The organism is Mycolicibacterium xanthum, assembly GCF_019710635.1.
Classification (GTDB): Bacteria; Actinomycetota; Actinomycetes; order Mycobacteriales; family Mycobacteriaceae; genus Mycobacterium; species Mycobacterium xanthum.
On record NZ_JAIFZS010000061.1, the window covers coordinates 36,985 to 49,219 of the forward strand.

Sequence of the window (12,235 nt, forward strand, 5' to 3'; positions counted from 1 at the left end):
ATCTTGAACGCTGTGAACAAACTTCATCAATCGCGTTCGCCGATGCTGCGGGGGGTGGTTGCCGCCATCCTGGTGGCGCTGATCTTCGCCGGTGGGACCGCCGTCGCGACGCACAAGACGGTGACGCTGACGGTCGACGGCGCGTCGATGACGGTGCCGACCATGAAGTCGCGCGTCATCGACGTCGTCGAGGAGAACGGCTTCCAGGTCGGCGAACGCGACGACCTGTACCCGTCCGCAGACGCACCCGTGCACCAGGCCGACACCATCGTGCTGCGCCGCAGCAGGCCGCTGGAAATCTCCACCGACGGCGGCGGCAGCGAACAGGTGTGGACCACCGCCTCGACCGTGCAGGAGGCCCTCGCACAGTTGCAGATGACCGACAAGGCGCCGGTGGCCGCGTCCCGCGGCACCCGCCTGCCACTCGGCGGGATGGCGCTGCCGGTGGTGAGTGCCAAGACGGTTCAGCTCGACGATGCCGGCGTGATCCGCACGGTGCACCTGGCCGCACCGAACGTCGCTGCGTTGCTGGAGGCTGCGGGTGCCCCCCTTCAGCAAAGCGACACCGTCGTCCCGGCCCCGTCGGAGCCGGTGGTGGACGGCATGCAGATCACCGTGACCAGGATCCGCATCCAGAAGCTCACCGAGCGGCTGCCGCTGGCACCGAACAACCGGCGCATCGAGGACGTCACGCTCAACATGAGCCGCCAGGTCGTCGAGGATCCGGGGATGCCCGGCACTCAGGACGTGACCTTCGCGGTTGCGACGGTGAACGGGGTGGAGACCGGTCGGCTGCCGGTCGCCAACGCCGTCGTCGCTCCCGCCCGCGACGGTGTGCTGCGAGTCGGCGCGAAACCGGGCACCGAGGTGCCGCCGGTGGCCAACGGCGGGACGTGGGACGCACTGGCCCGCTGCGAGGCGGGCGGTAACTGGGCGATCAATACTGGCAACGGCTATTTCGGCGGCGTGCAATTTGATCAAAACACCTGGGAGCGCAACGGTGGTCTGAGGTACGCTCAGCGGGCGGATCTGGCAACAAGGGAAGAACAGATCGCGATTGCTGAGGTCACCCGGGCGCGACAAGGGTGGGGTGCTTGGCCGACCTGTAGCGGGAGGATCGGTGCACGGTGACAATTCGGCTCCTTGGGCGAACCGAGATTCGGCATCTGGCTAAGTCGATCGACTTTCGGCCACGCAAGTCGTTCGGCCAGAATTTCGTCCACGATGCCAACACGGTGCGCCGCATCGTGTCCGCATCCGGGATCAACCGAAATGATCATGTGCTCGAGGTCGGACCGGGCCTCGGCTCGCTGACCCTGGCGCTGCTGGACCGCGGCGCGACGGTGAGCGCCGTCGAGATCGATCCGGTACTGGCCGGCCAGCTGAAGATCACCGTCGGGGAGCATTCGCACAGCGAGGTCAACCGGCTCGCGGTGTACAACCGCGACATCCTGACCTTCCGGCAGTCCGACCTCACCGACATGCCGACCGCGCTGGTCGCCAACCTGCCCTACAACGTGGCGGTGCCGGCCCTGCTGCACCTGCTCGCGGAGTTCCCGTCGATCCGCACCGTGATGGTGATGGTGCAGGCCGAGGTCGCCGAGCGGCTCGCCGCAGAACCCGGTGGCAAAGACTATGGCGTGCCCAGTGCCAAGGTGCGTTTCTTCGGAAACGTGCGCCGCTACGGCATGGTGTCGCCGACGGTGTTCTGGCCGATCCCGCGGGTGTACTCCGGCCTGGTGCGCATCGACCGTCACGAGACGTCGCCGTGGCCGACCGACCCGGCGTTCCGGAAGCAGGTCTTCGAGCTCATCGACATCGCCTTCGCGCAGCGTCGCAAGACGTCGCGCAACGCTTTCGCGGAGTGGGCGGGTTCTGGAAACGAGTCGGCCAGCCGGCTGCTCGCGGCCAGCATCGACCCCTCCCGGCGCGGCGAGACGCTCGGCATCGCCGACTTCGTGCGCCTGCTGCAGCGCTCCTCGGACTGGCACGTGGTGCCCAAGCCGGAGCCGGAAGCGATCTCGGAGTCGGTCGGGGCCCCCGCGCCCGATAACCAGGACGCGTCCGTCGGCTGACCGCCCCAGGCTTACCGCAGGTTCCTGCCGGGGTTCACCGGCGATCTGTCCCGGCGTTAGTGTCGACCGGTGTCCGCGCATGACGGCAGTACGGCAACGGAGTGGGTTCCCACCGGTTCGGTCACCGTCCGGGTACCCGGCAAAGTCAATCTGTACCTGGACGTGGGTGACCGTCGGGACGACGGTTACCACGAGCTGACCACCGTCTTCCACGCGGTGTCGCTGCTGGACGAGGTGACGGTGGCCAATGCCGACGTCATGTCGCTGGAGATCTTCGGCGAGGGCGCCGAGTCGCTGCCCACCGATGACCGCAATCTGGCATGGCGTGCCGCCGAGTTGATGGCCGAGCACGTCGGGCGCGCCCCCGACGTGGCGATCTCGATCGAGAAGACCATCCCGGTGGCCGGCGGTATGGCCGGCGGCAGTGCCGACGCGGCGGCGGTGCTGGTCGCGATGAACGCGCTCTGGGAGCTCGGCGTGCCCCGGCGCGATCTCCACGCCCTGGCCGCCCAGCTCGGTAGTGACGTCCCGTTCGCGCTGCACGGAGGCACCGCGCTGGGCAGTGGCCGCGGCGAGGAGCTGGCCACCGTGCTGGCGCGCAACACCTTTCACTGGGTGCTGGCGTTCTCCCCGGGCGGCCTGTCCACCGCGAAGGTGTTCGCCGAGATCGACCGGCTGCGGGCGGCGCAGGACCGCACCCTGCCGCCGCGCCTGGAATCCCCGGAGCCCGTGCTCGCGGCGTTGGCGTCCGGCGATCCCGCCCAGCTGGCACCGCTGCTCGGCAACGATCTGCAGCCCGCCGCCGTGAGCCTGGACGCCTCGTTGCGTCGCACGCTGCGCGCCGGCGTCGACGCCGGCGCGCTGGCCGGTGTCGTCTCCGGGTCGGGGCCGACGTGCGCCTTCCTCTGCCCGTCCGCGGGCGCGGCCCTCGACATCGGCACGGAGCTCGCCGGGGCGGGGGTGTGCCGCACCGTGCGGGTGGCCAGCGGCCCGGTGCAGGGGGCGCGCGTGGTGCCGAGTCCGTCGGCGGCGGGTTGATCGCCCGGCCCGGATCGGTGAACCGAACGTGAAGCCCCGATCACGAACCGATGTGACTCATGCCTCAATAATCGCGTCCGTTTGGCAGCTACTTAAGAGTTGCCTAAGATGAGCGGCGGTGAGAGCTAGCGGTCAAGCAGTGGACGCAACGGGTTCCCCCGCCGCGCAGGGCGGTGGGCGCTGGTCTGGATTCAGGTCCGGACTCGGCGCGCGATCTGCTTCGGCCCACGCCACATCACCGATTCGAGACACAACCGCTCCCCAACCGTGCGCGCGCCTCCGTGAGACGGCCTCTCATCAGGCGGAACATGACATGCGGGCATGTGCACCGGGGCAGATGTCGGCGAGGAGGTCGTCGTGAGCAGATTCACCGAGAAGATGTACCACAACGCCCGCAACACCAACCGGGGCATGGTGACCGGCGAACCGCACGAGCCGGTCCGGCACACCTGGGGTGAGGTGCACGAGCGGGCCAGGCGCATCGCCGGTGGTCTGGCGGCGGCCGGCGTGGGACTCGGCGACGCCGTGGGCGTGCTGGCCGGGTTCCCGGTGGAGATCGCCCCGACCGCGCAGGGTCTGTGGATGCGCGGTGCCAGCCTGACGATGCTGCACCAGCCGACGCCGCGCACCGACCTGGCGATGTGGGCCGAGGACACCATGACCGTCATCGGGATGATCGAGGCCAAGGCCGTCGTCGTCTCCGAGCCGTTCCTGGTCGCCATCCCGGTGCTGGAGGAGAAGGGCATCACCGTCCTGACCGTCGGCGACCTGCTGGCGGCCGATCCGATCGATCCGATCGAGGTCGGCGAGGACGACCTGGCGCTGATGCAGCTGACGTCCGGATCCACCGGGTCCCCCAAAGCGGTCCAGATCACCCACCGCAACATCCACTCCAACGCCGAGGCGATGTTCGTCGGCGCGGAGTACGACGTCGACAAGGACGTCATGGTGAGCTGGCTGCCCTGCTTCCACGACATGGGCATGGTCGGCTTCCTGACCATTCCGATGTACTTCGGCGCCGAGCTGGTCAAGGTCACGCCGATGGACTTCCTGCGCGACACGCTGCTGTGGGCCAAGCTCATCGACAAGTACAACGGCACGATGACCGCGGCGCCCAACTTCGCCTACGCGCTGTTCGCCAAGCGGCTGCGCCGCCAGGCCAAGCCGGGCGAGTTCGACCTGTCGACGCTGCGGTTCGCGCTGTCGGGCGCCGAGCCGGTCGAGCCGGCCGATGTCGAGGACCTGCTGGACGCGGGTAAACCGTTCGGGCTGCGCGCGGACGCGATCCTGCCGGCCTACGGCATGGCCGAGACGACGCTGGCGGTGTCGTTCTCGCCGTGCGGCGCCGGGCTGGTCGTCGACGAGGTGGACGCCGACCTGCTCGCCGCGCTGCGCCGGGCGGTGCCCGCCACCAAGGGCAACACCAAGCGGCTGGCGTCGCTGGGCCCGCTGCTCAAGGACCTCGAGGCCCGCGTCATCGACGACAACGGCAACGTGATGCCGTCCCGTGGAGTCGGCGTCATCGAGCTGCGCGGCGAGTGCCTGACCCCCGGATACCTGACGATGGGCGGTTTCATCCCGGCCCAGGACGAGCACGGCTGGTACGACACCGGCGACCTCGGCTACGTCACCGAGGAGGGCAACGTCGTCGTGTGCGGTCGCGTCAAGGACGTGATCATCATGGCCGGCCGCAACATCTATCCGACCGACATCGAGCGGGCCGCGGGGCGCGTCGAGGGCGTGCGCGCCGGGTGCGCCGTCGCGGTGCGGCTGGATGCCGGGCACTCCCGTGAGACGTTCGCCGTGGCGGTCGAGTCCAATGCCTGGCAGGACCCCGTCGAGGTGCGCCGCCTCGAGCATCAGGTCGCCCACGAGGTGGTCGCCGAGGTCGACGTGCGTCCGCGCAACGTCGTCGTGCTCGGGCCGGGCAGCATCCCCAAGACGCCGTCGGGCAAGTTGCGCCGCTCCACGTCGGTCTCGCTGGTCACCTAGCCCGTTTCTTCGGCGAGTTGGGGAGACCTCCTCCTCCCCCTCGCGAGCGGGCGTGTCTGTACGCCGACGCGCCGCGAATGCCGGCATTACCAGCGCGCTCGCGCGGCGGCGAGGGCGCGCGTCCGCACGGCGACGGGCCCGAAATCGACTGGCCGGTTGTCGCCGCGCGCCGATACCGTCGTCGTCATGACCTCTCCATCGGGGAACGCACCCGCGATCGAGGCGATCGATCTGGTGAAGCGATACGGCCAACAGATCGCCGTCGACCACGTCAGCTTCTCCGTGCCGCCGGGCACCGTGCTCGGGTTGCTCGGCCCGAACGGGGCGGGCAAGACCACCACGGTCCGGATGATGACCACGCTGACCGAACCCACCGGCGGCACCGCGCGGGTGGCGGGCTACGACGTGCGCACCCACCCCGATGAGGTGCGCAGGAACATGGGCCTGACCGGCCAGGTGGCCACCGTCGACGAGTTGCTGACCGGTCGGGAGAACATCCGGATGGTCGGCGGTCTGTACGGTATCCGCCGCAGAGCCCTGGAGAAGCTGGGAGACCTGCTGCTGCAGCAGTTCTCGCTGACCGACGCGGCCGACCGGGTGGTGAAGTCCTACTCCGGCGGCATGCGGCGGCGGCTCGACCTCGCGGTCAGTCTGCTGGCCGCGCCGCCGGTGCTGTTCCTCGACGAGCCGACCACCGGGCTGGACCCCCGTAGCCGGAGCGAACTGTGGGACGTGCTGCGCGCTCTGGTCGCGCAGGGCACCACGCTGCTGCTGACCACCCAGTACCTCGAGGAGGCCGACCAACTCGCCGACGACATCGTGGTGATCGACCGCGGCCGGATCATCGCGCAGGGCTCGCCGCTGGAACTCAAACGGCAGGCCGGCCGCGCCAGCCTGGTGGTCACCGTCGCCCATGGAGCCGACCTGGCCGCAGCCCGGGAGCTGTTGTCCTGCAACGGTGCCGAGGTCTTCGTCGACGCCGGTGCGCGCAGGCTGACGGCATCGGCGGACGGTATCGACGACATGATCCGGGTGGCGGCTCTACTGCGCGACAACGGAATCGGCGTCGACGACATCGGGTTGTCGCGGCCCAGCCTCGACGACGTGTTCCTGGCCCTGACCGGGCACCGCACCGAAGACATCGAGGAGGTCGGGGCATGACCGCGCTCGATTCCGGTCCAACGGCGCCCGCCGCCGTGCACACCGTGCCGACGCATCACACCAACCTGGCTCAGCAGTCGTGGATCATGGTCAAGCGCAACATGATCCACACCAAGCGGATGCCCGAGATGCTCAGTGACGTGACCGCACAGCCGATCATGTTCGTGCTGCTGTTCGCGTTCGTCTTCGGGGCGTCGATCACCGATACCGGGGGTGCGTCCTACCGCGAGTTCCTGCTGCCCGGCATCCAGGCCCAGACCATCGTCTTCTCGGCGTTCGTGGTGGCCGCGGGCATCACCGCCGACGTGGAGAAGGGCATCATCGACCGGTTCCGGTCGCTGCCGATCTCACGGTCCTCGGTGTTGATCGGGCGCAGCATCGCCAGCGTGATCCACTCGTCGCTCGGTGTGGTGGTGATGGCGCTGACCGGTCTGGCGATCGGCTGGCGGATCCGTGGCAGCATCGCCGAGGCGGTGCTGGCGTTCGCGCTGCTGCTGTTGTTCGGCTTCGGGATGATCTGGTTCGGCATCCTGGTGGGTTCGCTGATGCGCACCGTCGAGGCGGTCAACGGCGTGATGTTCACCGCGCTGTTCCCGGTGACGTTCCTGGCGAACACCTTCGTGCCGACCGAGCCGATGCCGCACTGGTTGCGGGTGATCGCCGAGTGGAACCCGGTCTCGTCGCTGGCGCAGGCGATGCGCGAGTTGTGGGGCAATGGTGGTCCGGCGCCGGCGAGTGCGCAACTGCCGCTGCATCATCCGGTGCTCTCGACGATCCTGTGGTCGCTGGCGCTGACCGCGGTGTTCGCACCGTTCGCGCTGGGGGCCTACCGCCGGCGCACCACGGACTGACGCCGTTGAGGCTGCGCTGACGGCGGGTGCTACTCGAACTTCCTCGCCATCACGGCAGTTTCAACGGAACGCAGGGACGCAGGACAGCCGCGCGTCAGCCCCAGGCGTGCACGGTGTTCTGCGCCGGCTCCAGCCCCTGGGCGACCAGCAACTCGGCGGCGTCGGCGGCCTGCTCGCAGATCGTCGGGACCTCGGCCCGCTCGGCGGCGGTGAACGGCTGCAGTACGAACGCCGCCGGATCCTGCCGCCCCGGCGGTCGTCCGATGCCGATCCTGACCCGCTGGAAGTTCTTGCTGCCCAACGCCGATGCGACCGAACGCAGGCCGTTGTGCCCGCCCTCCCCGCCGCCCAGCTTGAGCCGGATGCGGCCGAAGTCGATGTCGAGTTCGTCGTGGATGACGACGACGTCGGCGGGCTCGACCGAGTAGAACTTCGCCAGCGGGCCGATCTGGCGGCCCGACTCGTTCATGTACACCCGCGGCTTGGCCAGTACCACCGGGCGGCCCGCGAGCCGCCCGGTGGCCACCTCGGCCCCGGACTTCTTGTGCACCTTGAACGTGTCGCCGATGCGGGCGGCAAGCACGTCGGCCACCATGAAGCCGATGTTGTGCCGGGTCTTGGCGTAGTTCGGCCCGGGGTTGCCCAGGCCGACGAGCAGAAGTGGCCCGGAGGCCTCAGCCGCCACTGAAGGTGTCCGTTCCCGGGATGTCCGTTCCCGCCGAATTATTCGGAGTCGGATGCCGACTCCTCGGCGCCTTCGGCCTCGGCGCTCTCCGCGGCGGCGCCTTCTGCGCCGGCGCCCTCCTCCTCGAGGTCCTCGGCGGTCGGCGCGGCCACCACGTTGACGACCAGCAGGTCGGGCTCGGAGACCAGCGACACACCGGCGGGCAGCTCGATGTCGCCCGCGGTGATCTGGGTGCCCTCTTCGGCGTCCTCGACCGAGACGGTGAGCTGCTGCGGGATCGACAGCGCGTCGGCCTCGATCTCGATGGTGTTGGCGTCCTGGGTGACCAGGGTGCCCGATGCGGCGTCGCCCTCGACGACGACGCTGACCTCGACGGTCACCTTCTCGCCGCGGCGCACCACCAGCAGGTCGGCGTGCTGGATGTTGCGGCGGATCGGGTGGATCTCGAGGGACTTGGTCAGCGCGAGTTGCTCGGTGCCGTCGATGTCCAGCGTGAGCACCGCGTTGGTGCCGGCGTGGCGCAGCACGGCCGAGAAGTCGTGTCCGTTGAGCTCGAGGTGCTGCGGGTCGGTGCCGTGGCCGTAGAGCACCACGGGGACGCGGCCCTCGCGACGGGCGCGCCGGGACGCGCCCTTGCCGGTTGCGGTGCGGACCTGTGCGGTCAGATTGTTGGTGGCGTTCGCCATGATCGGTGCTCCTGTGCCTGTAGCCGTCGGTGACTGGGTCGGGCACGGCAGAGGGGGCACACCGGTTTCGATGCGGGTTCCGTCGATAACGGTGAACCTGCCGAAACAGGCCACCCTCGCCGTGACGCGTCCGCAAGGGTAGCGCAAGCAGTGCTCAGAGCGGAAATTCGGTGCCGGTGAGCTGCTCGGACAGCGTCCACAGCGCCTGCGCCCTGGCCCGGTTCCGCGCCAGCGGGCTGCGCCTGCTCTGGCCGGTGGGACCGCGCATCGCGAAGCGCGGGCCGATGAAGCTGTTGCCGGGGATGTCCTGCGATGCCGCGAACAGCGTCTGCCGGGCCCCGAAGTCGGCGTCGGTGGCCAGCAGCCGGTTACCGGCGTCCCAGATCCGGGTGCCGAACCGGTTGCCGGTCTGCCCCTGCAGGTTGGTCGCCGAGTAGCCGGGGTGGGCGGCCACCGATCGCACGCTCGACCCGGCGGCCTCGAGTCGGCGCTGCAACTCGAGGTTGAACAGCAGGTTCGCCAGCTTCGACTGACCGTAGGCCGGCCAGGCCAGGTAGGGCCTGGACTTCCAGTTGAGGTCGGTGAGGCTGACGTGACCCGTCAGGTGCATCATCGACGACACCGTGACCACCCGATCGGTGATCCGGGGCAGCAGCAGGTTGGTCAGCGCGAAATGACCGAGGTGGTTGGTGCCGATCTGGCTCTCGAAGCCATCGGTGGTCAGCGCGTACGGCACGGCCATGATGCCGGCGTTGTTGACCAGTACGTCCACCGTGGAGTTCGCGAAGCCGTCAGCGAAATCCCGGATCGACGCCAGATCCTGCAGGTCGAGCCGGCGCACCTGCACGTCGCCGGACATCTCGGCCGCCGCGGCGTTGCCCTTGCCGAGGTTGCGCACCGCCAGGATCGTGGTGGCGCCGACGCGGGCCAGCTCACGGGCGGTCACCAGCCCCAGCCCGCTGTTGGCGCCGGTCACCACGACGGTGCGCCCGGCGAAGGACGGGAGGTCGGCGGCGGTCCAGTCGCTCACGCCGGCCAGCCTAGTGCGGGCCGTGGTCGGCCGGTGACGGACCTCACGGCCCGGGGATCTGGCAGCCGAACGGCATCCGGTCGGTCCAGTGCACGGCGGGCATGCCGTCGATGGTCACGAAGTCGACGCCGCGCTCCCAGGTGGTGCCCGGGACGATCCACGGCGGCACCCCTTCGGGATAGGCGATGGTGAGGTCGGCGTAGAACAGCGCGCCGGCGGGACAGCCGGCACCGTCCACCGGCCGCGGATTCCACGCGTGCACGATGATCGGGTTGATCAGGTGCGGGCCCTCGGCGCAGTTGGGTTTGCACTGCACCGCGTTGTCCACACCGGTGCCCATCGCGCCGTCGGGACCCCAACTCGTCCAGGTCATGCCCTCCATGGCCGCCGACCCGTCGCAGTTGTAGAGCATCTGCTCGGGTCGTTCCTGTGCAGGTTGATCGGAGGTGCATCCGGGGATGTAGATCGGCGCGGGTGCGGGACCGGGGGTCGGATCGGCCCCCGCCGTCGCGGTCGCGGCGAGCATCAGCGTCGCCGCCGCGGTCGGGATCATCGCCAGGCGGGTCATCATGTTGTCCTTCCGGGCCGCCGGTGTTGCCAACGCCACGCAGGTTACCGATGCCCGGCGCACCTCACCGGGGAGCGTCGGCCGGGTTGGGCACCGTCACGGTGAAGCCGTCGATGATCGTTTCGATGTCGTCGGCGTCCTCGACGGCCTTGTCGGCGTAGCCGGTGGCGGTGAACTGGACCAGATATTGCTGCGCGGCCGGCGGTCCGCCCTCGGTGCGCACCGGGGCGCCGGTCGCGATGACCACCCGGTTGTAGGTGTGCATGCGCGCCCCGTTGAGGTCGTAGCTGCCCTCGATCATCGACGACGGGAAACCGGCGAAGTCGTCGGTCGACGAATTCAGCTTGTGGAAGTTCTGCGACATCTCGGCGTCGACGGCGGCATGGCTGAGCGCTTCTGCGACGTCGAAGTCGCCGTCGAGTTCGAACACCATCAGCATCGCCGTCGGGTAGGTGTCACCCTTGGCGATCATCCGGGTGCCCGGTGCCAGGTTGGTGTTCTGGTAGGGGTGCCACCCCGGCGGCGTCGGTATCGACACGGTGATGTCGGTCAGCTTGTCCGGTGCGACGGGTCTGCCGATCACCCCGGCATCCTCGAGATAGTTGGCCAGCGGAAGCGGGGCCTCGTCCGTCGTACTGGTCGGCTCGGCGCTCGCCGCACTGGTCGTCGACCAGATCGACTGGTAATCGGGGGTTTCGGTGGCACACCCGGAAGCCGCCACGGCGGTCAGCGCCGCCACGGCGGCGACGGCCATGCCGGTTCGCACCGTCACAGAATCTCGCGGACCGCGTCCATCGGCCGCGCCAGGCGGGTTCCCTTGGTTGTCACCACGAACGGCCGCTCGATCAGGATCGGATGCTCGGCCATCGCGTCGAGCAGCTCGTCATCGGACGCCGAGGCCAGATCGAGTTCGGCATAAAGCGATTCGCGCTTGCGTACTGCGGTGCGGACATCGATCCCGGCGTCGGCGATCATCGCGGCCAGCTCCGCGCGTGACGGCGGGGTCTTCAGGTAGAGCACCACCTGGGGCTCGATGCCGTTGTCGCGCAGCAACTCCAGTGTCTTGCGGGACGTCGAGCACTTGGGGTTGTGGTAGATGGTCGCGCCGGACATGGTCAGGCCGACCCGTCGAACAGTCCGGTCACCGATCCGTTCTCGAAGACCGCACGGATGGTGTTGGCCAGCAGCGGCGCGATCGACAGCACGGTCAGCTGCGGGAACTGCTTGTCCTCGCCGATCGGCAGTGTGTTGGTGACGATGACCTCCCTGGCCCCGCATTCCGCGAGCCGCTCCCGGGCCGGGTCGGACAGCACGCCGTGAGTGGCCGCGATGACGACGTCGGCCGCGCCGTCCTCCTTGAGCAGCCGCACCGCGCCGGCGATGGTGCCGCCGGTGTCGATCATGTCGTCGGTCAGGATGCAGGTCTTGCCGGCGACGTCGCCAACGACCCGGTTGGACTTCACCTGGTTGGGCACCAGCGGATCGCGGGTCTTGTGGATGAAGGCCAGCGGGACCCCGCCCAGCGCGTCGGCCCACTTCTCGGCGACCCGGACCCGGCCGGAGTCGGGGGAGACGACCACCATGTCGTGGCCCGGGTAGTTGTCGGCGATGTAGCCGGTCAGCAGCTTCTGCGCGCGCATGTGGTCCACCGGGCCGTCGAAGAAGCCCTGGATCTGGTCGGTGTGCAGATCGACGGTGACGATCCGGTCGGCGCCGGCGGTCTTGAGCAGGTCGGCGACCAGTCGCGCCGAGATGGGCTCGCGGCCGCGGTGCTTCTTGTCCTGCCGGGCGTACGGGTAGAACGGCAGGATCGCGGTGATTCGTTTGGCGCTGCCGCGCTTGAGGGCGTCGATCATCAGCAACTGCTCCATCAGCCACTGGTTGAGCGGCCACGGATGGCTCTGCAGCACGAAGGCGTCGCAGCCGCGCACCGACTCGTCGAACCGCACGAAGATCTCGCCGTTGGCGAAATCGCGGGCGGTCTGCGCGGTGACCGGGACGTCGAGTTCCTTGGCGACCTGGTCGGCCAGCTCGGGGTGCGCGCGCCCCGAGAACAACATCAGGCTCTTGCGATTGTCGGTCCAGTCGTGGCTCACGGGCTGCCCTCGGCTTCTCAGATCGATGGGGATCGATTCTCGCGTCATCGTAC

At 69.1% G+C, this 12,235-nt stretch carries 13 protein-coding genes; 6 read left to right on the forward strand and 7 right to left on the reverse strand.

Annotation, left to right across the window (positions count from 1 at the left end; genetic code table 11):
* Positions 1–3: 3 nt before the first annotated feature.
* From JDV09_RS21915 to JDV09_RS21940, 6 genes are all read left to right on the forward strand, one after another.
* Positions 4–1,131 carry a resuscitation-promoting factor gene (locus JDV09_RS21915; protein ID WP_221371244.1) on the forward strand — a complete coding sequence of 376 codons (1,128 nt, stop codon included), beginning with the start codon at positions 4–6 and terminating at the stop codon, positions 1,129–1,131.
* Positions 1,128–2,075, forward strand: coding sequence for a 16S rRNA (adenine(1518)-N(6)/adenine(1519)-N(6))-dimethyltransferase RsmA (rsmA, locus tag JDV09_RS21920; protein WP_308124201.1), 948 nt, complete (start codon positions 1,128–1,130; stop codon positions 2,073–2,075). The genes JDV09_RS21915 and rsmA overlap by 4 nt, the downstream gene beginning before the upstream one ends.
* Before the next feature lie 69 nt (positions 2,076–2,144).
* Positions 2,145–3,113, forward strand: coding sequence for a 4-(cytidine 5'-diphospho)-2-C-methyl-D-erythritol kinase (locus JDV09_RS21925; RefSeq protein ID WP_221371245.1), 969 nt, complete (start codon positions 2,145–2,147; stop codon positions 3,111–3,113).
* A gap of 357 nt (positions 3,114–3,470) precedes the next feature.
* Complete coding sequence (locus JDV09_RS21930; protein ID WP_221371246.1) at positions 3,471–5,105, forward strand: fatty acyl-AMP ligase; 1,635 nt, start codon at positions 3,471–3,473, stop codon at positions 5,103–5,105.
* Positions 5,106–5,291: 186 nt separating this feature from the next.
* Positions 5,292–6,266, forward strand: a complete 975-nt coding sequence (locus JDV09_RS21935) for an efflux ABC transporter ATPase subunit, DrrA-related (protein ID WP_221371247.1) — start codon at positions 5,292–5,294, stop codon at positions 6,264–6,266.
* On the forward strand, positions 6,263–7,117 hold the full coding sequence (locus JDV09_RS21940; RefSeq protein WP_221371248.1) for an ABC transporter permease: 855 nt from the start codon (positions 6,263–6,265) through the stop codon (positions 7,115–7,117). The genes JDV09_RS21935 and JDV09_RS21940 overlap by 4 nt, the downstream gene beginning before the upstream one ends.
* 94 nt (positions 7,118–7,211) lie before the next feature.
* On the opposite strand, the gene pth is transcribed toward JDV09_RS21940, so the two are convergent.
* The 7 genes from pth to JDV09_RS21975 form a co-directional block, all read right to left on the reverse strand.
* Positions 7,212–7,802 carry an aminoacyl-tRNA hydrolase gene (gene pth, locus JDV09_RS21945; RefSeq protein WP_221371249.1) on the reverse strand — a complete coding sequence of 197 codons (591 nt, stop codon included), beginning with the start codon at positions 7,800–7,802 and terminating at the stop codon, positions 7,212–7,214.
* A gap of 38 nt (positions 7,803–7,840) precedes the next feature.
* Positions 7,841–8,488, reverse strand: a complete 648-nt coding sequence (locus JDV09_RS21950; RefSeq protein ID WP_221371250.1) for a 50S ribosomal protein L25/general stress protein Ctc — start codon at positions 8,486–8,488, stop codon at positions 7,841–7,843.
* A gap of 154 nt (positions 8,489–8,642) precedes the next feature.
* A complete protein-coding gene (locus JDV09_RS21955) occupies positions 8,643–9,518 on the reverse strand; it encodes an oxidoreductase (protein WP_221371251.1) in 876 nt (291 codons plus the stop codon).
* Between the two features lie 43 nt (positions 9,519–9,561).
* On the reverse strand, positions 9,562–10,119 hold the full coding sequence (locus JDV09_RS21960; RefSeq protein ID WP_255605827.1) for a hypothetical protein: 558 nt from the start codon (positions 10,117–10,119) through the stop codon (positions 9,562–9,564).
* Positions 10,120–10,150: 31 nt separating this feature from the next.
* Positions 10,151–10,840, reverse strand: coding sequence for an LpqN/LpqT family lipoprotein (locus JDV09_RS21965; RefSeq protein ID WP_221371283.1), 690 nt, complete (start codon positions 10,838–10,840; stop codon positions 10,151–10,153).
* A gap of 14 nt (positions 10,841–10,854) precedes the next feature.
* On the reverse strand, positions 10,855–11,199 hold the full coding sequence (arsC, locus tag JDV09_RS21970; RefSeq protein ID WP_221371252.1) for an arsenate reductase (glutaredoxin): 345 nt from the start codon (positions 11,197–11,199) through the stop codon (positions 10,855–10,857).
* A gap of 2 nt (positions 11,200–11,201) precedes the next feature.
* Positions 11,202–12,182 (reverse strand): ribose-phosphate diphosphokinase, encoded by a 981-nt coding sequence (locus JDV09_RS21975; RefSeq protein WP_221371253.1) that lies wholly within the window; start codon positions 12,180–12,182, stop codon positions 11,202–11,204.
* Between the last annotated feature and the right edge of the window lie 53 nt (positions 12,183–12,235).

What these genes read in the sequence shown, in the direction of transcription:
- JDV09_RS21935 (WP_221371247.1), top strand. Translation starts at nt 5,292, where the DNA reads ATGACCTCTCCATCGGGGAACGCACCCGCGATCGAGGCGATCGATCTG.
- JDV09_RS21940 (WP_221371248.1), top strand. Translation starts at nt 6,263, where the DNA reads ATGACCGCGCTCGATTCCGGTCCAACGGCGCCCGCCGCCGTGCACACC.
- JDV09_RS21950 (WP_221371250.1), bottom strand. Translation starts at nt 8,488, where the DNA reads ATGGCGAACGCCACCAACAATCTGACCGCACAGGTCCGCACCGCAACC.
- JDV09_RS21965 (WP_221371283.1), bottom strand. Translation starts at nt 10,840, where the DNA reads ATGGCCGTCGCCGCCGTGGCGGCGCTGACCGCCGTGGCGGCTTCCGGG.
- arsC (WP_221371252.1), bottom strand. Translation starts at nt 11,199, where the DNA reads ATGTCCGGCGCGACCATCTACCACAACCCCAAGTGCTCGACGTCCCGC.